Origin of the sequence: Sporosarcina sp. NCCP-2222 (genome assembly GCF_023168145.1) — a bacterium.
Lineage (GTDB): Bacteria > Bacillota > Bacilli > Bacillales_A > Planococcaceae > Sporosarcina.
On record NZ_BQYK01000005.1, the window covers coordinates 119271 to 141247 of the forward strand.

General features: G+C 44.4%; 25 protein-coding genes. 8 read left to right on the forward strand and 17 right to left on the reverse strand.

What is annotated here, in order from left to right:
* Positions 1 to 43: 43 nt before the first annotated feature.
* The 5 genes from NCCP2222_RS12410 to NCCP2222_RS12430 form a co-directional block, all read right to left on the reverse strand.
* Entirely contained in the window at positions 44 to 1216 is a 1173-nt protein-coding gene (locus NCCP2222_RS12410) for an oxalate decarboxylase family bicupin (RefSeq protein ID WP_248512670.1), read from the reverse strand.
* A gap of 44 nt (positions 1217 to 1260) precedes the next feature.
* A complete protein-coding gene (gene ggt, locus NCCP2222_RS12415) occupies positions 1261 to 2892 on the reverse strand; it encodes a gamma-glutamyltransferase (RefSeq protein WP_248512671.1) in 1632 nt (543 codons plus the stop codon).
* Between the two features lie 84 nt (positions 2893 to 2976).
* Positions 2977 to 4329, reverse strand: coding sequence for a uracil/xanthine transporter (locus NCCP2222_RS12420; protein ID WP_248512672.1), 1353 nt, complete (start codon positions 4327 to 4329; stop codon positions 2977 to 2979).
* 162 nt (positions 4330 to 4491) lie between these two features.
* Positions 4492 to 5220 carry a YqcI/YcgG family protein gene (locus tag NCCP2222_RS12425; protein ID WP_248512673.1) on the reverse strand — a complete coding sequence of 243 codons (729 nt, stop codon included), beginning with the start codon at positions 5218 to 5220 and terminating at the stop codon, positions 4492 to 4494.
* Positions 5221 to 5417: 197 nt separating this feature from the next.
* Entirely contained in the window at positions 5418 to 5771 is a 354-nt protein-coding gene (locus NCCP2222_RS12430) for a VOC family protein (RefSeq protein WP_248512674.1), read from the reverse strand.
* A 170-nt stretch (positions 5772 to 5941) separates the two neighbouring features.
* Between NCCP2222_RS12430 and NCCP2222_RS12435 the strand changes: the two genes are divergently transcribed.
* The gene (locus NCCP2222_RS12435) at positions 5942 to 6415 is read left to right on the forward strand and encodes an 8-oxo-dGTP diphosphatase (RefSeq protein ID WP_248512675.1); all 474 of its coding nucleotides are present in this window, start codon (positions 5942 to 5944) and stop codon (positions 6413 to 6415) included.
* Positions 6416 to 6452: 37 nt separating this feature from the next.
* Positions 6453 to 6779: a winged helix-turn-helix transcriptional regulator gene (locus NCCP2222_RS12440; protein WP_375709185.1), complete on the forward strand. Its 327-nt coding sequence runs from the start codon at positions 6453 to 6455 to the stop codon at positions 6777 to 6779.
* Positions 6780 to 6818: 39 nt separating this feature from the next.
* Here the strand turns inward: NCCP2222_RS12440 and NCCP2222_RS12445 are convergent, their stop codons facing one another.
* The 5 genes from NCCP2222_RS12445 to NCCP2222_RS12465 form a co-directional block, all read right to left on the reverse strand.
* A complete protein-coding gene (locus tag NCCP2222_RS12445) occupies positions 6819 to 8111 on the reverse strand; it encodes an arsenic transporter (protein WP_282570703.1) in 1293 nt (430 codons plus the stop codon).
* Positions 8105 to 8410, reverse strand: a complete 306-nt coding sequence (locus NCCP2222_RS12450; protein WP_248512677.1) for an ArsR/SmtB family transcription factor — start codon at positions 8408 to 8410, stop codon at positions 8105 to 8107. Before NCCP2222_RS12450 ends, NCCP2222_RS12445 begins: the two co-directional genes overlap by 7 nt.
* An 80-nt stretch (positions 8411 to 8490) precedes the next feature.
* Positions 8491 to 8964, reverse strand: coding sequence for a DinB family protein (locus NCCP2222_RS12455; RefSeq protein WP_248512678.1), 474 nt, complete (start codon positions 8962 to 8964; stop codon positions 8491 to 8493).
* 16 nt (positions 8965 to 8980) lie between these two features.
* A complete protein-coding gene (locus NCCP2222_RS12460) occupies positions 8981 to 9754 on the reverse strand; it encodes a Cof-type HAD-IIB family hydrolase (protein ID WP_248512679.1) in 774 nt (257 codons plus the stop codon).
* Positions 9755 to 9902: 148 nt separating this feature from the next.
* Positions 9903 to 10133, reverse strand: a complete 231-nt coding sequence (locus NCCP2222_RS12465; protein ID WP_248512680.1) for a hypothetical protein — start codon at positions 10131 to 10133, stop codon at positions 9903 to 9905.
* 187 nt (positions 10134 to 10320) lie between these two features.
* Between NCCP2222_RS12465 and NCCP2222_RS12470 the strand changes: the two genes are divergently transcribed.
* The gene (locus tag NCCP2222_RS12470) at positions 10321 to 10968 is read left to right on the forward strand and encodes an HAD family hydrolase (protein WP_248512681.1); all 648 of its coding nucleotides are present in this window, start codon (positions 10321 to 10323) and stop codon (positions 10966 to 10968) included.
* A gap of 50 nt (positions 10969 to 11018) precedes the next feature.
* Here NCCP2222_RS12470 and NCCP2222_RS12475 read toward each other — a convergent pair whose 3' ends face one another.
* Complete coding sequence (locus tag NCCP2222_RS12475; RefSeq protein WP_248512682.1) at positions 11019 to 11576, reverse strand: NADPH-dependent FMN reductase; 558 nt, start codon at positions 11574 to 11576, stop codon at positions 11019 to 11021.
* A 223-nt stretch (positions 11577 to 11799) separates the two neighbouring features.
* Between NCCP2222_RS12475 and NCCP2222_RS12480 the strand changes: the two genes are divergently transcribed.
* Positions 11800 to 14835, forward strand: coding sequence for a hybrid sensor histidine kinase/response regulator (locus tag NCCP2222_RS12480; protein WP_248512860.1), 3036 nt, complete (start codon positions 11800 to 11802; stop codon positions 14833 to 14835).
* A gap of 58 nt (positions 14836 to 14893) precedes the next feature.
* Here the strand turns inward: NCCP2222_RS12480 and NCCP2222_RS12485 are convergent, their stop codons facing one another.
* The 6 genes from NCCP2222_RS12485 to NCCP2222_RS12510 all read right to left on the reverse strand — a co-directional run bounded on the left by NCCP2222_RS12485 (position 14894) and on the right by NCCP2222_RS12510 (position 19588).
* A complete protein-coding gene (locus NCCP2222_RS12485) occupies positions 14894 to 15334 on the reverse strand; it encodes a DinB family protein (protein ID WP_248512683.1) in 441 nt (146 codons plus the stop codon).
* A gap of 4 nt (positions 15335 to 15338) precedes the next feature.
* Positions 15339 to 15848 (reverse strand): HugZ family pyridoxamine 5'-phosphate oxidase, encoded by a 510-nt coding sequence (locus tag NCCP2222_RS12490; RefSeq protein WP_248512684.1) that lies wholly within the window; start codon positions 15846 to 15848, stop codon positions 15339 to 15341.
* 12 nt (positions 15849 to 15860) lie between these two features.
* Entirely contained in the window at positions 15861 to 16643 is a 783-nt protein-coding gene (locus NCCP2222_RS12495; protein WP_248512685.1) for an ABC transporter ATP-binding protein, read from the reverse strand.
* 1 nt (position 16644) lies between these two features.
* A complete protein-coding gene (locus NCCP2222_RS12500; protein WP_248512686.1) occupies positions 16645 to 17634 on the reverse strand; it encodes a FecCD family ABC transporter permease in 990 nt (329 codons plus the stop codon).
* A 19-nt stretch (positions 17635 to 17653) separates the two neighbouring features.
* Positions 17654 to 18661: an ABC transporter substrate-binding protein gene (locus NCCP2222_RS12505; RefSeq protein ID WP_248512687.1), complete on the reverse strand. Its 1008-nt coding sequence runs from the start codon at positions 18659 to 18661 to the stop codon at positions 17654 to 17656.
* A 243-nt stretch (positions 18662 to 18904) separates the two neighbouring features.
* Positions 18905 to 19588 carry a hypothetical protein gene (locus NCCP2222_RS12510; RefSeq protein WP_248512688.1) on the reverse strand — a complete coding sequence of 228 codons (684 nt, stop codon included), beginning with the start codon at positions 19586 to 19588 and terminating at the stop codon, positions 18905 to 18907.
* Positions 19589 to 19752: 164 nt separating this feature from the next.
* Here NCCP2222_RS12510 and NCCP2222_RS12515 point away from each other — a divergent pair, with 164 nt between their 5' ends.
* The 4 genes from NCCP2222_RS12515 to NCCP2222_RS12530 are packed head-to-tail and all read left to right on the forward strand — an operon-like array spanning position 19753 to position 21931.
* A complete protein-coding gene (locus tag NCCP2222_RS12515; protein WP_207963805.1) occupies positions 19753 to 20124 on the forward strand; it encodes a GntR family transcriptional regulator in 372 nt (123 codons plus the stop codon).
* 6 nt (positions 20125 to 20130) lie between these two features.
* On the forward strand, positions 20131 to 21006 hold the full coding sequence (locus NCCP2222_RS12520) for an ABC transporter ATP-binding protein (RefSeq protein ID WP_248512689.1): 876 nt from the start codon (positions 20131 to 20133) through the stop codon (positions 21004 to 21006).
* A complete protein-coding gene (locus NCCP2222_RS12525; RefSeq protein WP_248512690.1) occupies positions 20990 to 21622 on the forward strand; it encodes an ABC-2 transporter permease in 633 nt (210 codons plus the stop codon). The genes NCCP2222_RS12520 and NCCP2222_RS12525 overlap by 17 nt, the downstream gene beginning before the upstream one ends.
* Positions 21623 to 21643: 21 nt before the next feature.
* Positions 21644 to 21931 (forward strand): YfzA family protein, encoded by a 288-nt coding sequence (locus tag NCCP2222_RS12530; RefSeq protein ID WP_248512691.1) that lies wholly within the window; start codon positions 21644 to 21646, stop codon positions 21929 to 21931.
* The last annotated feature ends 46 nt before the right edge of the window (positions 21932 to 21977 follow it).

Below are 21977 nucleotides of genomic sequence, written 5' to 3' on the forward strand. Positions count from 1 at the left end.
ATATGAAAACCCTGCCTGATGTCGCAGGCAGGGCAATCTCGTCTTAATTATATTTTACATTCGGCCGCTTATCCGCGTGCAATGCATTTTTAATGAACTCATCGCTCAGTGGCAAATGCTCTTTGAGTAGTTCAGGTGGTGTTTGCGACATCCATTGGTTCAATGAAACATCAGCAAAGTGATCGCTGCGGAACATTTCTAGAAAGACAAGGGGAGTATCACCGGTATTTTGAACATAGTGACCCATCGCAAACGGGACATAACCGACATCTCCCGCACGGTAATCATACGTTCTCGCTTTACCACCCGAAGCGAAAACCGTCATTCGTCCTTGTCCTTCCAGGTAATATTGCCATTCATCTTCATTCGGATGCCAGTGCAGCTCCCGAATGCCACCTGGTTCAACTTCCACCAGGGCGGCAGCGATCGTCTTCGAAATTGGGAAGTTTGTGGAGTCCGCAATCCACGCTTTCCCTCCGCTCGTTTCTACCGGCTTGACGTCCTTCAGCTTGAAGCTAAATGATTCCTCGACAAATTCATTCGCATCTTCCGGCAGTCCTTGGGCAATCGGGCCAGGCACTTCACCTTGATACATATAGACCTCACCATCGGGAATGCCGTCAAATTCCTCTTCTGATACACCGAAGTTGGCAGCAAGTATATCTTTCGGTGTGTGAGCAAACCAGTCAGTAATGGAGAATGTACTATTTTCAGAAAATCCCCCATCATCAAAAGCTAAGACAAACTCCGCGCCCTCACTTAGGCCCTTGATAGAATGTGGCACACCAGATGGGAAATACCACAGGTCACCTGCTTCGACATCATCGACAAACTCCCGGCCAGATGGGGAAATCGCGGTGATCCGTGCTTTTCCTTTAATCATATAGGACCATTCCGCTTCCTTATGCCAATGAAGTTCACGAACGCCTCCAGGCTCCAAATGCATGTTGACGCCTGCAATTGTCTTCGCTGCTGGCATCTCACGGACTGTCACTTCACGGGACCAGCCTCCGTATTCTACACGCATATGTGACTGCGCATATGGGAATTTAAGATTCGGCATCGTGCCATGATCCGTATCCGGCGGCACTAGGATATCCGGGTTCTGCCGGTCAATCTCAGGATTCTTCGCTCCTAGAATAGGGCCACCACGCTCCCCTTTTATTGGTTGTGGGTCTGTTTGGTTTGTCGTTTCATTTGTATACTCTTTTCTCAATTTGACATTCTCCTCTCGTTTTTTCTTATTTACTATCAAATTTTTTAATTGCCGATTGCCAGTCCTCCTGCCCGTGGATCGGCGCCTGCTTCCAAGCGGTCTGGCCAAATGCGGATAGCTTGGGCATGTCCCATCAAATCACTGAAGTTCTCAATCATTTCAACGTTGATATGTCCTAAATCTTCTAGTTTCTTTACAATGCCCTTGTCATAACGGCCCTCCAGTCGGAGTCCTCTCACATGGTCTCCCCACGTTCTGCCAAGCAGCCAGCGAGGTGCATCGATCGCTTCCTGCACGGAATACCCCTGATTTAGAACGCGCATGATGATGAGCGCCTGTGTTTGCGGTTCGCCGTCTCCCCCCATAGCGCCAAGCACCATTTCGGGTTTGCCGTCCTTGAATACCATCGAGCAAGTTAAAGTATGGGCAGGACGCTTATTCGGCTCCAGCCGGTTATGTGATTTCGGATCAAGCGAAAAATAGGAGCCCCTATTTTGCAGCATCATTCCTGTGCCCTCCGCAACCACGCCGGAGCCCCATTCCCAGTACAGGCTTTGAATAACACCTACCGCATTGCCTTCTTCATCGACGGCGCAGCTGAATGTAGTGTCGCCTTTATTGGCATAGCCGTTTTCTGGAGGGCCGAGCGCAGGATCGTGCATTTTATTCACTCGCTCTTTGAAATACTCTTTACTGAGTAGAATATCTGTAGGAACTTTATTGAAGTCTGGATCATCAAGATATTGATCGCGATCCATGAAGGAGAAAGCGGTGGCGCGAGTGAAGTAATCGATGAATTTTTCTTCGTGGCCTTTTAAGCTCGTGATATCCAGATGATCCATCATTCCAAGAATCTGGAGAGTGACCATTCCGGCTGAGTTTGGCGGCGGCGCAATCACTTCCCGGTCGCCATATTCTACTTGGACCGGTTCAGACCAGTCGGCTTCATGCTTCTCGAAGTCCTCCTTCGTGAGCAGCCCTCCATGCTCTTGCAGGAAACGGGTCACCATGTCAGCAATTTCACCTTTATAAAAAGCGTCCTTTCCATGTTTCGCAATCAATTCGAGCGTACGACCCAAATCGGGATTCTTCATCGTATCCCCGACCATGTATGGAGCGACTCCTTCTTTGAGGTAGACTTTAGCAGTCGATGGGTACGTACGGAGTAAGGTTAAGGAAACTTCCAAAAACTTAGCTAACGAATGGCTAACGGGAAAACCATCGTACGCATACCCAATTGCAGGCTGGAGACATTCTTTTAAGGGCAGTTTGCCAAACCTCTCATGCGCGGCAATCCAGCCGCTGACTGCTCCCGGCACCGTCGTGACCGCCTTTGGCCCCCTAATATCCATTCCTTTCGCTCGGTCGAACTTATCGAGGGTCACCTCTTTCCCCGACCGGCCCGTCGCATTCAAGGAATAGCGTTTTCCTGATTTGGCATCATAGATCAGCCAAAATGAATCACCGCCCGCACCTGTCATATGCGGGAACACGACACCCAGTACCGCATTCGCTGTTACCATCGCATCAATGGCGTTTCCTCCCTTGTTCAGGATGCGGTTCGCTGCCATGGACGCCAATTCGTTCGGTGTGGCGACGGCGTTTTTCTTCGCCATGAACGAACTTCCGTACCGGGGGTCGATATCTTGCCCTATCCTTCTAGAATCATAGTTCATAGTCTCACCTTCCTACTTCTGTTCTTATTTGTTCTTATGAAACTGGGCCTATTATTGTGCATACCCATTAGAAATTCTATAAAACTATGAATTTTCAACTCTCGTCTTCATTCGATTCCATTTCACCGTATTCTCCAGAATCAGAGCGAGCAGAATTCCCATCAACAAGCCATTTCCAAGGATTGGCTGGAGAAATTTCGGCAATGAAGAAAAATAAGTGTGCGGCATGACCATTATGACCACAGCGATAAATAAGGGCAGAGCAGAACGATAGATATTCCTTTTGTTCAGCTCAATCTTCTTGAAGAAATCAAGAGATGAATGCAGCAGCTGCATATACGCTACAAATAAAACTGTACTGCCGACTGCGAGCGGAATGTTAGAAAAGAAACGGGCGACAGGAGGGACAAGACCCATTAGGAGAAAAATGACACTGCCGATAATAAACGGGAGCCGTTTCGTGATTCCCGTCTGCTCCAAAAAACCGATGGAGGAGACAAACGGTGCGTACGGAATTAGACCGAAAAGTCCACTGATTCCTGAAAAAAGCCCAGAGATCTTTAAACTACGGTTATACTGTTTGGTACTCGTTTCTTCCCCATACAGTTCATCCGTTTCCGTTCCTTTCAAAGCAGCGAACGTATTGGCAAGATTCATGAGACCCGTGATGATAGCCATAACGATAATGCCGATATTCCATGCCGGTTTTCCTAAATGAAAAAGCTCAAATTTAAAGGATGCATCCGATTTGACAGTATGTTCGGGTCCAAAAATTAGAACATACGCAATCCACCCAATCACAATACCTCCAAGCAACGTATACTTGCTGATTCGATTTGGGGCTGCTACATTTACGACAATCATAACCAATGCCAGACTAATGGTCAGAGCCGCAACGGATAGTTTGATCGATGCATCATCAGGCGGATTCCCCATCGGAATGCCGACCATGCCTTCCAGAAAGATTTTGACAAGCTGGAAACCGAACAGCAGCATGAAAACAGCCATAACCCCCGGTTTAAACAATTTAGACAAGGCGGGTCCCCAGCCGAATAGTCCAATCACAAACGTCATAAGTGCAGTGATTAGAATGCCGACAGTCAAACTGCCGCCAAGCTCGCCAAGCGAAATGCCTTGAGCTAAGGCTAAACTAACAACGGATAGGACCATTCCCCACCACAGCCCCGATTGTCCTTCCAAGATAGCCCGCCTGTGACCAAGAAAGGCTTGCGCGAGACAGGCCAGGCCGGTCAAGGCAAACGACAGCTGCAAGGTAGTAATAATACTGTCCTGGTGCAATTTGAATGCCTTGCCAATAGTGAGAGGAATAATTACGATATTGGCGAAAATAAAAAAGAACCATTCCAGACCGGCAACCCATTGGGATGTGTTCTTCAAGCCTGCCGCTTCCTGTCTCAGTTCTTTTTTCATATTCATGTCAGGACCTCCATTCTTAAAAACTTCTATATCTTCCCAGTTCCCTACTTACACCAGACTAAACAATAAATTCGTAATAGATGTAAGAAAGCCTAGAATGTGTAAAGAATAAAACGACAAAAAACGGATTGGCAGAGTCGCCAATCCGTTGCTTTGCTGACATTATATCGTCTTCATTTCTTTATGTGAAAAAGGGCATTTGGCCACAATCGGCTCCGCATCATCTCCGATGAAAAATTGCTTCCATTCGTTGTGCTGTGGATCGCCGTAATGGCTAATATCCGGATGCTTCGGCAGCTGATCCCATACTTCCACGCGCTGACGCACTTTCTCCCTCGACATGATACCGCCTTTTTCTGTTCCCTTCAACCCTTGGAAAATGCGTCTTGGCTGGAAACCGAGCACCATGGATTGGCCCAAATCCCTCGTTTTGCGTTGCTTGTATGCAGGGGCATTGCCAAAAACGAAGATCGGTTCACCGCCAAAATGGAAATCCCATAAGTAATGATCGGGATCCTTCGGGCTGTCAACAGGCCATTCGACTTTATCATTCTCGTGCAGATACTGAAGAATGTCCCAGAATTGTTTTCTGTATGCCTCCAAGTCCCCTTCCTTCTCAAATGGTTCCACGAAGGCGAACAACCCATGCCGTTTATGTTTTGGATCATCGAAGAGCTTTAAAAACTCGCAAAGCGCGTCAGGAAGATTTGACCAATCCTTCTGAGTTATGTATGCATACCTCAGTTCCCCCTTCATTTCTCCGCCCATTCCGAAATAACACGGAAACGTCTTATCTGTCACGGTCTCGTGAAATGTCTTGTAACTGTCATGCAGCCAATCAGGCAAATCCTTTCTTTCCACAAAGTCTTCCTTCGTCAACAAAGCCTTCATTGTCCTCACCTCATTAATGGATTCTAATCATAGATTTCCCTTTAAGAAGTTTTCAAAACGAAAGATTGCTCAGTACCACGTCAATCTATTCATTTGAAGGAGAACTTATTACGAATCTCTCAGGCTGGCTGAGCAATCAATAATAAAAGCCAGCTGCACAGTTCTCCCTTCGAACCATACGCCTGGCCAACTTGCATTTACTTCTTTTTATTTTCAATCAGTCCAATGCCTAGACCCGTCGGATCCACCAGATACGCCAAGTAAAACTCGTCAAACTCCATCTTCTCACGCACAACGAGTGCGCCCATATCTGTCGCCTTCCCGATCGTTTCATCAATCGAGTCCACTTCAATTTGGATGCGGATGCCGTGTGGATAATCACTTGGCCCCTTGCAAATGCCCCCATTGATGCCGCCAGTATTATCCGATGCTGTCACTGGCCAATACTCCCAATTCGGCGGTGCTATGCTCCATCCAAACACTTCGCCGTAAAACTCGATAGCCTTCTCAGGATGTTGGCTGTTCAACTCAAACCCTACCACTTTTCCCATGCTATTCCCCTCTTCCCCTTCACTGATTACCCATCAAAGGGCTGAATATTGCAAATAAATTATACAATAAATATAAGAAAGATTGCACCGGAAAAAGCAACAGCATGTTCATCCGGCCTGCCTTGCGCTAAAATAGAAAGTGGCAGGACAATAATTGAGGTGGTCAAATTATGAATAAACCAATCAATATAAAATTCTGGACTCTCTGTATGGTACAGAACGGTGATTACGTTCTCCTGCTAGACCGGAAGCATGATCATTTCAAAGGTTATATTCCGCCTGGCGGGAAGGTCGAGTTCCCGGAATCCTTTACGGACGCGGCGATTCGCGAAGTGAAAGAAGAAACGGGTTTGGATGTCAGCCGCTTGGTTTATAAAGGTCTATATGAATACGTTAACCCAGTCAAAAAAGACAGATATATGATTTTCAATTATTGGACGGACTCCTTTACGGGAACCCTATCGGAAGAAACACGGGAAGGGAAACCGATGTGGGTACACAAAGAGGAAGCCATCCACCTGCCGATGCAGCCCTCCGTCAGAAGGAGATTCCCCTTTTTTTTCGAGGAAGGAACATTTGAAATACAAGTGGAATGGGACGAAAAGAACAACAAAGAAGGTCCAGTCCGAATACGACGAACGTAATCTGACGTAAGAATAATAATTAATGGAGTCGATTAATATGGAAGCAGAACAATGTAAGGTCGAAGAAGCACTCGGAATCTTAGTTGGGAAATGGAAGCCGATCATCTTATTAAACCTTTTTAATGAAGGTACGTTGCGCTTCAGTGAATTGAAACGTCTCATGCCGGGTATCACGCAAAAGATGCTGACAAAGCAGCTGCGGGAATTGGAAGAGGAAGACATCGTCGACCGCATCGTCTATCCTGAAGTCCCGCCCCGCGTGGAGTATTCCATCTCAGAATACGGAAGAAGCCTGCAGACCGTATTGAACACCATGCATGAATGGGGTACGGCACACGCCATTCGAAAAGGAAAATTAACATGATAATAGGCTGTCCGGCGACATTTTGCCGGACAGCTTTTTTTATGGTTTGATTAATAATGTCAAATACAGCCCAACTAGCGTAATGAATAAGATAGGAAGCGTCAAAACAATTCCTGTCTTGAAATAAGTTCCCCATGATATTTTAATTCCTTTTTGACTCAGAACATGCAGCCAGACCAGTGTTGCCAAAGAACCAATTGGTGTAATTTTCGGCCCTAGATCGGAACCAATCACATTCGCATAAATCATGGCTTCCCTTAATATCCCGGTAGTATCCGTTTCCGCAATAGCAAGGGCATTTACCATGACTGTCGGCAAATTATTCATGACAGAAGACAAGAATGCCGCAAGGAACCCCATCGCAACAGTACCGACAAACAGTCCTTGTTCCGCCGCTACTTCTATCACAGTAGCGAGAGCGTTTGTCAGTCCTGCATTCCCCAGCCCGTACACCACAACATACATTCCGACCGAGAAGAAGACGATATTCCAAGGGGCCCCTTTTACAACGGCAGCCGTATTCACGGCTGCACTCTTGCGCGCCAGAACTAAAAACAGAAGCGCAATGCTCCCCACGATGAACGACACCGGAATCCCAGTCCATTCGCTAGAAAAATAGCCAATTACCAAGACGGCAAGCACACCCCATGAAAGACGGAATAAGCGCAAGTCTTTAATTGCCTGTTCCGGCTCTTTCAATTTGTCCAGCTGATACGTACGCGGAATGGATTTTCTAAAATAAAGAAGAAGCACGACAATCGTGGCCAGCAATGAAAATAGATTCGGAATGACCATATGTATTGCATATTCAACAAAGCCAATACCAAAAAAGTCGACAGATACTATGTTCACAAGATTGCTCACGATGAATGGCAAGCTTGTCGTATCGGCAATAAACCCACTCGCCATAATAAATGGGAAAATCATTTTTTCTTCAAAGTTTAAATTTCGCACCATCGCTAGAACAATTGGAGTTAAAATAAGCGCTGCTCCATCATTTGCAAATAAAGCCGAAACCACCGCTCCAAGAAGGCTCACATAGACGAACATCCTAATGCCGTGTCCTCTTGCGATACGCGCCATATGAAGCGCCGCCCATTCAAACAAACCGATTTCATCCAAAATAAGCGAAATGATAATGATGGCAATAAAGCTCAAAGTTGCATTCCAAGTGATTTCCACCACTTCCAGTACATCTCCGGCATTCACTACACCCACAAGTAACGCAAGCACAGCTCCTATACAAGCAGACCATCCGATATTCAAGCCTTTCGGCTGCCAAATGACAAAAACCAACGTTGCAATGAAAATAAGGCTGGCTATTATCAGCATCGCATATCACCCCCGTCTGGGCATACGGGAATCGCATCGAGCCCATCAATAACAGCCTCTACAAAAGGTGAGAGTCCTTCTGCCAAACGGACGTGCTTCCAATTACCAGCTTTACGCTCGGTAATAATGCCCGCCTCTCGCAACTTGCGTAAATGCTGGCTTACAGCAGGCTGCGAAATCGGCAAAACGCCAACAAACTGACATACGCATACTTCTCCATTTTTCATGCAGGCCAGCAAGGTTAAACGATTTATATCTGCCAAGGCTTTTAACTGCTTTTCAATTACATGAATATCCATAATTCCTCCTATATAAGTAAACACTTATACAGGATACAGGCAAGCTCATCTGTTGTAAACATTCAATTGAAGGCTCCTCGTCAAAACTCGCGAATCAATAGATCCGAGTTGACTGGCGCAAGCCCCATCTGACGGGCCCAAATCGACAGTTGCCCGATATGATGGACTTCATGCGTGACGATGTGTGACAACACCTTCTCAAAGGAAAAAGTTACAATGTCTCCATTCCGTTTTTGAATTTCGAGTATCCTGTGTTCTCCTCGAGCACTCTCCAGCTCAAGCAAAAAGAGTTTTGTCCTTTGCCGGGTAAGCATGTCGTACGATTTGACTTCATCCAATTGAGTGATAGCCTTGAGGTCTGTAAGTATGACTGGTTGATTCCACATTTGATGAATCCAGAGTTGCTCACAATCAATAACATGATAAAGCGTGTGCAGAAAACTCCCCATCCCGCCGATTCTCTTTCTAATTAGTTCATCGTAGGGAATTTCTTCACACCACTTCATCCATTCCTCACGCACTTGCCAATTATATCGAAATAACTTCTCAAGCATGTCCTTCCCCCATTTACTAGATAAGTTTCAATGTTTTTAGCGCATATTCAATTCCTTCATCTGCACAATTTTTTGTAACAAAATCTGCAACCCGCTTGAGATTCTCATGTCCATTGCCCATCGCTACACTTAAACCAACCAAACGGAATAAATCAATATCATTTTCACCATCCCCAAACGCAATTGCTTCGTACGGCTGCAACTGAAAATACTCCAAAACATGTTTGGCTGCAATCGACTTCGATACCTCGTTCTGCAACACATTGGCGATTTTGGGATGCCATTGTTGAAAACGCAAAGCGGGAAATTCTTTTTCGTATAGCTGAATCGTATCCTGGTTTCCATATAAGCACATCAAATAGATTTCTTTATGTATGGCCAGATCATCCTGCTCAGGAAATGTGTCCAATGACAATGTCTCTCGTAAAGCAGTAAGTGTATTTTCATTTCGGATGCCATTCATCGTCAATGTCTCTGTAAAATAAGTAAGCGAATGTCCGCTACGTTCTGCAAATTGGTGGATACTAGTCACGGTTTCCTGACTCAACACAGACTTGAATATCACTTCATCCCTATACTTCACATAAGCTCCGTTCGCTGTAATGAATGCATCAATCCCTAGCGTCTCAAGGTCAAGACACATGGATAACGGCCGCCCAGTCGCAGCCACTAGTACATAATTATTTTTCTTCAATTGGCAGATTGCACTTTGAGTAGCAACCGACACCTCTCCCGTTTGATAGTCGATCAATGTCCCATCTACGTCAAAGAAGATAATTTTATAAGTCAATGCAAATCCCCCCTCTTATTAATCAATTGTTCGCCATATATTACTTATCTCTTTTAAGCATAGTAAGAAAATCCTTCATCAAGGGAGATGTAAAAGAGCTGTCCGACGGCTGTTTTCCCCTGACAGCATACAAAGTTGCGGTATCTCCTTAGCTTCTTTCATTACCCCTTTTGAAATTCCCAGTTATCTTTGCCATTATTAATTGTTCTTCCGTTGTATCTTCAGCTGCATGAATTCTCTTTAGAAACTTCTCTGCTTCTTTTCCTTTTAAGATTTTCACCTGTTTGCCGTAATAATCTAAAAAGACCGTATTGTCTTTCGACACGCGGTACTTGAAAGGTTCTTCACCTAACCGATTTCTTTTATCAATAATGTTCAAGATGCCCACTCCTTACATTCCACATTCCTTTTTCCCCTTCGACTATCAATGCCTCCTACTGCAAAGTTTTTCATTTACCCAAGTCAATTTGGCTATCCGTTCCATCCCATGGTTCGCCATAAACCAGTCAAAATCCTTTCTTTCCTAATTATGCTACACTAACTTTAAGGGGAAAGGAGAAAGAAATATGAAACAAGCAGCGATTTTTGATATGGACGGCACTCTGTTTCAAACCGATTTAATTTTGGAACTGTCGCTCGACGACACGTTCGCTTATTTGCGCAAATTGGGCGCTTGGGAAGGCGAGACGCCGATTGATACATACCGCAATATTATGGGAGTGCCTTTGCCAGAAGTGTGGGCGGCTTTGTTGCCGAATCATTCGGAGAAGATGAAGGAGCTGACGGACTCTTATTTTCTGAAGAGATTAATCGAGAATATTGAAAGAGGTAAAGGGGCTCTCTATCCTGACGTCAAGAAAGTTTTCGGCTACCTGAAAGAGAATGGGTTTGTCATTTTTATTGCCAGCAACGGATTGCCTGACTATTTGGAGGCTATTATACGTTATTATGGCCTGGATGAATGGGTGACGGAAACGTGCAGTATACAGCATGTTGATTCATTGAATAAAAGTGACTTAGTAAAAAACATACTGGAAAAATATAAAATTAAAAATGGTGCTGTGATTGGAGACCGGCTGTCCGATATCTATGCAGCAAAAGACAACGGATTACTTTCTATCGGATGCCGGTTTGATTTTGCCAAAGAGGAAGAACTGGTCCATGCGGATCGGGTCATTAACAAGCTAACGGAACTTCAATTGATATTGCCATAAAAAAAGCCATCCTGTCTTTTCTAAGACGGGATGGCTCTTCCTATTTCAACTCAGTTCAAAGCACTCATTTTATTGTAGAATGCAATGAAGTTCTGAACGACACTGTCCAAGAAATCGATCGTCGCAGTATCTGTCAATTCGCCTTCTTCATTCATCTTTTGATGAACAGAACCGATATACACTTCGTTATTCGGCAGGATAGCCGGAGAAAGCATCGGATTAGAAAGGATTTCACGCAAGTGGATTTGCGCACGCACGCTTCCAAGAACCCCCATAGACGAACCGATGATGAACGCCGGCTTGTCTTTAATCGCAAAATTACTGCGGGACAACCAGTCCACGGCATTCTTTAATGCACCTGGAATAGAAAAATTGTATTCTGGCACTGCAAACAGAACAGCATCCGAATCACGGACATCTTCCATGAATGCTTTTACTGATTCAGATGGATTGCTTTCCTTTGCCACTGAGAACATGTCGACATCATTGATGAATACAGGTGTGATGTCCAATTGGCCCGCATATTTTTTGCGGAGATACTCAACTAATTTCAAGTTGTATGAGGTCGGGCTTGTACTTCCGATAATTGCTTTTACTTTGATTGTCATGCTGCTGGACTCCTTTGTTTATAACTTTGACTCTTGATAGCATTTCCCTGCCATCTATCGCCTATACATAGTATGCCGGAATGTAGCTTAAAAAGGAAGTACGCACTTAAAAGTGGCATAGTATACTAAAAGATACTATCATCACGTCACATTGTGAAAATGCAAGTATTTTGAGACAATGGTTCCAGTTAGGAAATATGTGGACTAAGGGTGACTAGCTTTGATGATGACAAGCCGCATGAAAACTCGGAATATCGTGCTCACAATTAGCAGTTTTGTATTTTGCCTTATCGCGTTACGGATAGGTTGGTTTTTGTACTTCAATTCACCCGAACAACAAACGGCGGTTAAAGGGGTTGCAGATCTTCGAACAGTGACCTTGCAAGACAATAAAACAGTCTCTTTGAATGGAGAGTGGTTTTTTCACCCCTCGGCATTCATTACGAAAAGTACATTACAAGATGAGAAACCGAAGTATATTCAAGTGCCGAAGAATTGGAGCACGATTTTGAATTCTTCAGGGGATACGGAAATCGAATACGGCACCTATCAATTGACCATTCTTCTTCCGGAACAGGAGGAAATAATTTATGGCATTCAATTGAAGGGATTTGAAACATTCGCCAGTATCTATGTCAATGGAAAATTAATTAATAAAGAGAATACAGCGACAGCAAAAACCATCCATAAAATAAAAAAGCAAGGTCCGATAACGGCTATGTTTACAACGGATGAGAAAAAAATAGATCTTGTGATTCAAGTGTCTAATTTCGATAATCCAGAGTCTGGCGGTTTGAATGATTCCATTCGTTTTGGTCTTCAGTCAGCTATTATGAAAGAGGCGTCCTTCTCGCAGGGAATCCAAATGCTCGTGAGCATGATATTTTTCCTGCACAGCATTTATGCATTGGCTATTTTCCTGATTGGAAAAGGATACTACGAAAAAGAACTACTCTACTTTAGTCTCTTGTTAGCGTTAAACGGCTTTATTCTCTTAATAGATGATCACGTACTACTTCAGCTGCCTATTGCCAACCATCTATACATAAAAGTGCTCTTTGTGCTGCTTATCAGCCTTTTGGTTGTCACGTTGAAATTCATTAATGTACTGTTTCACATTAAGTCAAGAATCTCTAATTTTCTATATCTATTATTCATCCCCATTGCCATACTTTTGCTGACAACGTCACTTTTACATACTGCCTCGATGCAATGGTTTTTGATGATCTATAGTATTTTGATTGCCGTACTACTAATCATTCCGACCATTTCCTCGATTCGCAAGGGAAATGTCGATGGGATTTTCATTTTATTCTATATCTTTTGTTTCATATCAAATGCAGCTTGGGGTACCGCCATTAAAACGGCTGTCGTCAATATTCCATATTACCCGTTTGATTATCTCATCTCGATCATGGTGATTGCATTATTGTTATTTCGAAGACATATGATGGTCGTTCGCTTGCACAATGAGCAAAATATCAAATTAGCAAAAGCGGATATCCAAAAAGACATCTTCCTTGCCAATACATCACATGAACTTCGCAATCCTTTGCACGGAATTCTCAACATCACGCATTCTTTACTGGAAGATAATTCATCAAATCTTTCCCAGCGTGAAAAACAAAATCTCGGACTCCTTCTGCAAATCGGGAATCGGATGTCTTATACATTGAATGACTTGCTTGAATTGGATAAGTTGGAGGATGGGCGAATTAAGTTACATAAGAAGCCGCTGGATATTCAGGATCTAACTTCGGGCGTTATTGACATGATTCATTTTATTAAAAACACGAGCAAATTGACGATTGCTTCCGACATTCCGTCAAATTTCCCTTCTGTTTATGCGGATGAAAGCCGGCTCGTCCAAATCCTATTTAACCTGCTCCATAATGCTGTGAAGTTCACAGATGAAGGAAGGATCACCATTCGTTCCAGCCATACTCAAAAAGAGGCCGCCATTTCAATTGAAGATACGGGAATGGGCATGACGACAGACGTAATGGACCGCATTTTCGATCGATACGTACAAGCCACGGACACGGGGCAAGAAGGGATCGGTCTTGGCTTGGCGATTTCCCGACAATTAGTGGAACTGCATGGTGGAAAGATTACTGTTGAATCCGATTTTGGGAAAGGGACTACATTCACTTTCACGATCCCTTTATCGGAAGGAGAACAACAAGAAACGATTCTGCCTGCAAAAGTCCATCCATATAAGGTATCTTTCCAAGCAGCCGAGGAAAAGACTGCAGAACAAGACGTTCCATCGAGAGGTTCTATCCTTATTGTGGATGACGATCCCGTCAACTTGAAAGTCATCAGCAGTATTCTCGAAGGGCAGTATACCGTGACAACTGCTGAAAGCGGTTCGGAAGCCCTCCGTTTACTTAAGATTGAAATGTACGATCTGATCATTTCTGACGTCATGATGCCGGAAATGTCCGGTTATGAATTGTGCAAGGAAATCCGAAAGCATTTCACAATCGCAGAACTCCCGATCCTGTTACTGACTGCACGCAACCAGGCAATGGATATTTACACCGGTTTTCAGGCAGGAGCAAACGATTATGTAGCGAAGCCGGCGAATGCGATTGAATTAAAAACCCGTGTTCATGCGCTCTTAACGCAAAATATGGCCATAAAGGAACAGCTCAGACTGGAAGCCGCATACTTACAAGCGCAGATCAAACCGCATTTCCTATATAACACGTTGAACACGATTGCGTCGCTCGGTGAGTTGGATCCATCCCGCATGGTCGAACTGTTGCATGAGTTCGGAAACTATTTGAACCGGAGTTTCCATGTAGACAATACACAAAGCCTAATTCCCCTGAAAGATGAAATCGACTTGGTCCGTTCGTACCTATTTATCGAAAGAGAACGGTTCGGAGACCGGCTGCACATCATATGGGATATGGAGGATATACACGGGGTTCATGTCCCTCCCCTCTCCATCCAAACCATCGTGGAAAATGCGGTCAATCATGGAGTGCTCAAAAAGACAGAAGGGGGGACCGTCAACATTTCGGTCACCCATGACGAGCAATTCACTACGATCACGATCCAAGACGATGGTGTCGGGATGCCAGCAAGCAAAGTAACAGAACTCTTAATAGAACCGAACCACCACCAGCACGGCATCGGGATTGCGAATACAAACCGACGCCTGACCCAGCTGTTCGGCAAAGGATTGGTTATGGAAAGCCATGTGAATAAAGGAACGACTATATCCTTTCATGTGCCGAAACAGCTGTAGAAGACGACATGTAATACAAAAGGAAGCCATCGATGTGGCTTCCTTTTGCATTGATGTATCATGCTCCTATATTATGCTGTTTTTTTATTAATGCTATCTGCCCGGCATGAATACCAGCATGATACATAAGCCTGCCAATTGCCTCAAGCGGCGTGGATGCGCCAATTCGCGATTCAACTGGATCTGTCCACTTTTCCTCCGGCAAGGCATGGATCGCATCCTTCACATGCTGATCAGAAGCCCGAAGCAATGCAAGCAACTCGGTCCGTGTGCTGAAAGGCGGGAGTTGTGCCGGTTGCTTCTTTCCTAAAAACCATTCCGCGAATAGGAACTCGACTTCCGCCGTATGGTGAAGCAAAAAACGAATAGATGTGTCGCCAAGGGCCCAATCCAGTTGTTCTTCCGTCAGCCCTTCCGCCATTTGGGCAAAACGTTGTCGCAGTGCATTCCACATCGCAAGAACCGACGCCTGATTTTCTGTTTGTACCTGTTCCGTCATTTGCTCACGCCCCCGGTTTATTTGACTTGTCAACAACGACATGCTTGAATATCGTACCATCAAGAGTAACGTCGAAAGCCATGCCAAATCCGACGACATAACGGCCTTCTGTAGGCGTCAATTCGAACAGGGAAAAATCAAGGCCCCTCAGCACATTCAACATCTTGGCATCAAACTTCTCGTTGAATAAAGCAAAGAGTTCCTCATGCCCTTCGTTCCCAATATTGTGGGGGATACATCTCCATCTGGCACGTTCCGTCGCAAATGTGTTCGGAACAGCAGACTCATCTGCCACAAGGAACACATCCACGATATCGTTTTTCTCCATATAACGATAATGCTCTGCTACTTGGCTGATATAAATGTATAGCTTGCCATCTTTTTGAATGAATGGTGCACAGCTTGTAAACGGAAGTCCTTCTTCATCCAACGTAGCCAAAGTGAGATTCTTCCTGCCCTTTACAAACTTCAAGTACTTTTCTTTGTTTTTTTCCAAATCAATTGTCTTTACCATGTCATTTCCTCCTTATGATCGAGCCGTATGCAGCAAATGGATGCGTGGCTTTTTTTCCTTGCAATCGCACTGAATTTCACAATTCATCTGGTACACGTCACGCACCATGTCTGTCGTCATCACTTGGGAAGGACTGCCGCACATTTGCTTCCTCCCCTCCCTGACAACAACGATGCGATCACTATAATGGGAAGCCTGATTCAAATCATGCAATACCATGATGACCGTCATCCCCATTTCTTGATTCAACTCATGCACCAGCTCCAACACCTCATGCTGATGGGAAATGTCCAAATAGGTTGTCGGTTCGTCGAGAAGCAGGATCTTCGGCCGTTGCGCCAGTGCCATGGCAATCCATGCACGCTGAGCTTCCCCGCCTGACAAGGAGGCCACTCGCCGATCTTTGTAGTATGATAGATGAGTCCGGTCGAGCGCCCAACCTATAATTTCATCATCCTCTTTCCCCAGCTTTTCAAACCATTTCTTATGGGGATATCTTCCGTAGGCCACCAAGTCAGCAACGGTCATATCGTCAGGCGCCACGTTCCGCTGGCTCAACATACATAATTTGCGCGCAGTCTGCTTCGGATGCATCGACTTGACATCGATACCTTCCAATTCAATTTTCCCCTCGCTAACTGATGTCTGCCGGGCAATCGCTTTCAATAAGGTCGATTTTCCCGAACCGTTTGGGCCGATAATCGAGACGATTTCCCCTTCGTTCACGGAGAAGGAAAAATCCTGAATAATCGTCTTCCGTTCGTAGCGGATGGAAATGGAGTCGACTCGCAACATATTAGAAAACACTCCTTCTCATCAAATACAAAAAATAAGGACCTCCGATGACAGCCATCACAATTCCCGCGGGAATTTCAAGCGGCGCAAACAATGTACGCCCTCCTGTGTCCGCCACTAACAAAACAAGTGCTCCGAGTGCCATGCTCATCGGCAATAAATACTTATAATCCGACCCAACGATAAATCGTGCCATATGCGGCACAATCAAGCCGACAAAACCAATCATTCCAATGGCGGCCACAGAGATGGCGGCTAAAAATACAGCCAGTACCGATAGCCAAATACGGATCCGATTGACATTCTCACCGAGATTCATGGCAACTTGATCCCCAAGCCGGATGACATTGGCCTTTCGGATGGCAACTAAGGAAAGAATCCAGCCGACGATGGAGTAAGGGAGCACCATCCAGACGACGTTATTGCCTTTTGCAGCTAAACTTCCGTTCATCCACTGCACAGCTGACGGCAATCTGTCGCTATACATAATGGACAGATATCCCACAACGCCTCCACATAATGCATTCACGGCCACTCCTGCCAAAATAATCGTAATCGGAGATATCCCTCGTCTACGCCATGCCAATCCGTAAACAACGGTCGCAGCCAAAATCCCGCCGAGAAATGCCGCAATCGGGACGAACCCGAGATATTCGGGAAAGGCCAGCATAATGACGAGCACAGCCACCGCTGCTCCACTTGTTACCCCTGTCAGTCCTGGATCTGCGAGTGGATTGCCCATCACCGCTTGCAAGATCGCACCGGAGATCGCAATGTTCGCTCCGATGATCATCGCCAATAGGACGCGCGGCAACCGGATGTTGAAGATGATCGTGTCATTCACTGCATCTGCAGCCGTCTTGAAGAGCGTTTGCAAGATGTCAGGCACAGGGACTGTCACGCTCCCAACACCGATTGCAAGAATTGCAGCCACGGCAACCAGTGCGAATGTAACACTAACTGTCATCCCGTTTCGAGCCTTTGTCATCATTCCTTACAGCCCTCTCTCTTTATTCATAGAAGTACGTGGCAATATCCGTCAAAGCACGTTCGGCATTTTGAATGGAAGTTACGCCAAACACTTCATAGTCCAAAATATGAATGTTGTCGTTCTGATAAGCCGAAAGCCTTTTCCATGTTTCGTTTTTCTCCACTTCTTTTTTGAACATGTCCTCGGATGCACCGTGATCGCCTGAGGCCAATACTAAAATGAGATCCGGATCCGCTGCCACTACATCTTCCAAGTTCAAGGCCGAATAGGTATCCTTCGCTTGCAGGATGGTGGTCGCAATATTTTCAGCGCCCAATTTATCTATTAGGCTGCCAATATAAGACTTTTCATTCATGACCATGAAGGAGTCAGCAGTGCCAATCATCAGCATGACACTTGGCAGTTCCTTGCCTGCACCTTTCTCTTTCAGTTCCTTGCCTGCACCTTTCTCTTTCAGTTCCTCTTCTTTTTTTTGCAGTTTATCCAATACCGCATTCATTTCTTGCTCTTTATTAAAATAGGTGCCTAATGCGGAAAAGCTCGTTTTCAAGTCATCGAACGAATCTGTAGGCAAGTAAGCAGTTTGCAAATTCATCCCTTTCAGGCTTTCATCCAAGGAGCTCTGGAGTGACTTTGCCCCAAGCAGCAAATCAGGCTGCAGGCTTGTAATCACTTCTAAGTCAGGCGCCATTGGGGAGCCGATCTGATCAATTGATTCAAATTCCTTCGGCAAAGGATTTGTTGAAGTCGGTACACCAACCGGTGTAATATCCAGCAGATTCAACATTTCCGCTAGCGGAACTGATGTCGTGATAATCCTGTCCGCTTCTGTCTCTGGGAATTGTGTCATCAATTCATCGAGTTTTTTCTCATCTACTCCGTATGTATTTTCATTTGATGTCTCTTGTTGCTCATCTTCCGCCTGTGCGGACACCTGATCAGCCTTTTCAGGCTCCTCTTTATCAGACGTACAAGCCGTTAATGCCAGTGAAGCTCCTACTAATAAAACACCGAATACCTTCTTCAATCTCGTTCTCCTCCAATTGATAATGATTTTCAATTTCATTAAACAAATGATAACCGTTCTCATTCTCAATTGTCAACTTAATTTCTCAATAAGAAATGAAGGCACGGACAATTCGCTTGTTTCCTTCATCAAAAAAGCCATTCGCCCACTATTTTAGTGGTGAATGGCATTCCTCTTTGTACTTTTTTACTTTCTATTCTAAACAAACTTGAACCCCATGCTACTCCCGAATACAACAGCTCTTTAATTTCCCGCCGCCTTCAACTCTTCCTCAAAAATCTCGACGATTCTAGGAGATGCCTTGCCTCCATAATCCAGATAGCCCGTTTCTGGCAAGTAAAGCGAGCGAGTCATCGAACCATCCTTTAATTCGATAGCAAAAAATATTCGTTCGCCTTCCCTTCTTCCTGAATCAGGGGCATAAGGAATGGCAAGCAATTGCTCTATAAACTCCTCGGTATGCTTCTGTGAAAACTCATGGATAAATGACAAATCTTCACTGCTCTGCAAAACAACTCTCTTAACTTCTCCATCGATATCCAAAAAATCACCAAGCACGCGAGATTTACCCGGCCGTGCTACTTCGTAGAGGTCCCCATTTGCTACAATTCTGAAAGCCGGGTCATAACCTTCCATCTCATACAATTTGGTCCCAATCGGCAAGTATGCTGCATCTCCATTTTTGATTTTATATTGTGTTCCTGCGTGGCCATCCAGCATGAAAGTAACTTCGCCCAACTCCTTACCAATCGGCCATTCGTTATCCAATTCAGCTGTTGCATAATTACGGATATACTCCGTATCTTCCCACTGCACGAATTCAATCCAATCAATGGTCGAACTACCTGTATCCGTTTCTGGCTTCGTGGCAGCTGTTGAACAGCCTGCAAGCATACTTCCCACCACTGCAATTAAGGTCCATCTCAAAGGATCGTACCTCCTCTTTCACTAGTAGACGAGAGGTTTAAACGGAAAGTTACATACATCTTTATGGTCAACACACAATATGCCCATTGACAATGTGTATATATTGTATATAATGTGTATATACATAGATTAATTGGAATTCCAATTGTAAAAGGAGGTTCACCATGCAGCTTTTAATTTCCAACAGCTCCAAAGAGCCGATTTACAATCAAATTAAAGATCAGATTAAGCAAAAAGTGTTGTCGGGTGAATTGCAGGAAGGCGATGCCCTGCCCTCTATGCGGCAGCTGGCTAAGGATTTGCATATTAGTGTTATCACAACAAAGCGGGCCTATGAAGAACTTGAAAAAGAGGGATATATTTATTCAATTATCGGCAAGGGTTCCTTCATTGCAGAGCAAAATGTCGACATGATCAAAGAGAAGAAGTTGACTGCCATGGAAGAGAAGTTGCAGGAGGTCATTGCGAACAGCAAAGAAATCGGGCTGTCTTTGAAAGAGTTGAAAGAATGGATAACGATACTATATGAGGAGTAGATCATAATGGAACATGTAATAGAGTTGAAAAATGTAAACAAATCGTACAATCACTTCCGCGTTTCTGACGTGTCACTAGAAGTAAAAAAAGGCTTTGTCACAGGCATTATCGGCTCAAATGGCGCAGGAAAGTCGACAATTATGAGAATGATCTTAAACTTGGTAAAGCCGGATTCTGGCGAGGTCCATGTGTTCGGAATGGACTATGCCAAGCATGAAAAAAACATCAAAGACCGCATCGGTTTCATCTTCAGCGAGGATGTCCTATACGATGAATTGACTTTGCATGATCAAAAAAAACTGATTGCCCCCTGTTATTCAAAATGGGATGACGCTTTGTTCCACCAGTATTGTGACACTTTCGAGCTGCCGCTCAAACAAAAATTGAAATCCTTTTCGAAGGGAATGAAAGTGAAAGCAACACTCGCAATCGCGCTTTCCCACAAAGCCGATCTATTAGTCATGGATGAGCCGACTGCCGGACTCGACCCTGTCTTTCGAAGGGAATTTCTTGATATCATGCAGGACATCATGCTCGACGGAAATAAGTCGATCGTGCTGTCCACCCATATTATGAGCGACTTATCGACAATAGCGGATTATATTACGTATGTCCAAAAAGGCCAGATTGCTTTTTCGAAGGACATTCACGAGCTTCAGGAAAACTATGCAGTCGTCCGAGGCGGCATCGAACTTCTGGACCGTGATACAGAACAATGCTTCCTCGCCATAAAAAAAACCAAAACAGGATTTGAAGGGTTATCCGCCGATCAAAATATAGCAGAATCCCTTTTCGGAAACGAAGCGGTCATCGAAAAGGCAAGCTTAGAAGATATCATGTACTACATGCAAGGAGGTAAGAACGTTGCTGTTGTTAATTAAAAAAGACTTGGTGATTCATAAATTATCGTGGCTGCTCTATTTTGCCATGCTGTTGTTTTTTATCGTTTTAAATAAAGACGTCATGTTTGTCGTGGCGATCATAACAGCCATTATCACCATGAATACTTTTCATTATGACGAACTTGCTCATGGAAATAAGCTCTGGAATTCCCTGCCCTTCACTCGTAAAGAAATAGTAAGCGCACGTTACTCCACTTTGTTAGTTGTATTATTGATGGTTACGGCAATTGTTATGACAGTTGCCAGAATTACAAACGGCGAATGGAGTTCCGCTTTCTCAAGTCTCTCTATTTGGGAAGAGATTATTGGCAGTTTCATCGTCATGATGGTATCCGCTAGCATATTCTTTCCTGTGGTATATAAGTTTGCTCAGAAAAAGACTATTTTTACATTCGTTATTCTGTTTATCGGCACAGCAATTGCAGGAGTTTATTTTATTTATTATCTCTATAAATATTTGATTGAATCCACATCCATTATCCAATCCATGGGCATTGGCTTGTATTGGGCCTTGCTGGCAATCGGTTCGCTCGTTTGTTATGTCCTCTCTTGGGGATTGTCTTTGAAGATTTACAAAGCGAAAGAATTCCTGTAACAAAAAGAAGGAGGTAAATGTGTGAAACCTGTTAAACGAAGCCCCTTGAATAAATGGCTGCTGATTGTTGGTGGTTTCATTGCAGCCCAGCTTGTTTTTATAGCTACGGATGGAACGTTTTTAGAACCCAATTTAAATAATGCAGGTACTTTCGCAAAGAAGATCGCAGACAATCTCTTCTTTTTAGACTGGATTACGCTCTATCAGAATTTTATTTATCGATTATTGACTGTCCTGGCTGGTCTGCAAATCGCATTCATGGCAATAAAGGATATCGCCAAACTTACAAGAACGAGAAGCAGAGTATAAATAGATGTTCATCTCTCATAAAACACCCTCTCAAGTAGATTACTTG

Bases quoted from the DNA above. Each gene is read 5' to 3' on its own strand.
- NCCP2222_RS12435 (WP_248512675.1), top strand. From the start codon at position 5,942: ATGAATAAACCAATCAATATAAAATTCTGGACTCTCTGTATGGTACAG.
- NCCP2222_RS12515 (WP_207963805.1), top strand. From the start codon at position 19,753: ATGCAGCTTTTAATTTCCAACAGCTCCAAAGAGCCGATTTACAATCAA.
- NCCP2222_RS12455 (WP_248512678.1), bottom strand. From the start codon at position 8,964: ATGCTTGAGAAGTTATTTCGATATAATTGGCAAGTGCGTGAGGAATGG.
- NCCP2222_RS12480 (WP_248512860.1), top strand. From the start codon at position 11,800: ATGATGACAAGCCGCATGAAAACTCGGAATATCGTGCTCACAATTAGC.
- NCCP2222_RS12445 (WP_282570703.1), bottom strand. From the start codon at position 8,111: ATGCTGATAATAGCCAGCCTTATTTTCATTGCAACGTTGGTTTTTGTC.
- NCCP2222_RS12440 (WP_375709185.1), top strand. From the start codon at position 6,453: ATGGAAGCAGAACAATGTAAGGTCGAAGAAGCACTCGGAATCTTAGTT.
- NCCP2222_RS12430 (WP_248512674.1), bottom strand. From the start codon at position 5,771: ATGGGAAAAGTGGTAGGGTTTGAGTTGAACAGCCAACATCCTGAGAAG.
- NCCP2222_RS12475 (WP_248512682.1), bottom strand. From the start codon at position 11,576: ATGACAATCAAAGTAAAAGCAATTATCGGAAGTACAAGCCCGACCTCA.
- NCCP2222_RS12425 (WP_248512673.1), bottom strand. From the start codon at position 5,220: ATGAAGGCTTTGTTGACGAAGGAAGACTTTGTGGAAAGAAAGGATTTG.
- ggt (WP_248512671.1), bottom strand. From the start codon at position 2,892: ATGAACTATGATTCTAGAAGGATAGGGCAAGATATCGACCCCCGGTAC.
- NCCP2222_RS12520 (WP_248512689.1), top strand. From the start codon at position 20,131: ATGGAACATGTAATAGAGTTGAAAAATGTAAACAAATCGTACAATCAC.
- NCCP2222_RS12495 (WP_248512685.1), bottom strand. From the start codon at position 16,643: ATGTTGCGAGTCGACTCCATTTCCATCCGCTACGAACGGAAGACGATT.
- NCCP2222_RS12420 (WP_248512672.1), bottom strand. From the start codon at position 4,329: ATGAATATGAAAAAAGAACTGAGACAGGAAGCGGCAGGCTTGAAGAAC.
- NCCP2222_RS12500 (WP_248512686.1), bottom strand. From the start codon at position 17,634: ATGATGACAAAGGCTCGAAACGGGATGACAGTTAGTGTTACATTCGCA.
- NCCP2222_RS12485 (WP_248512683.1), bottom strand. From the start codon at position 15,334: ATGACGGAACAGGTACAAACAGAAAATCAGGCGTCGGTTCTTGCGATG.
- NCCP2222_RS12450 (WP_248512677.1), bottom strand. From the start codon at position 8,410: ATGGATATTCATGTAATTGAAAAGCAGTTAAAAGCCTTGGCAGATATA.
- NCCP2222_RS12470 (WP_248512681.1), top strand. From the start codon at position 10,321: ATGAAACAAGCAGCGATTTTTGATATGGACGGCACTCTGTTTCAAACC.
- NCCP2222_RS12490 (WP_248512684.1), bottom strand. From the start codon at position 15,848: ATGGTAAAGACAATTGATTTGGAAAAAAACAAAGAAAAGTACTTGAAG.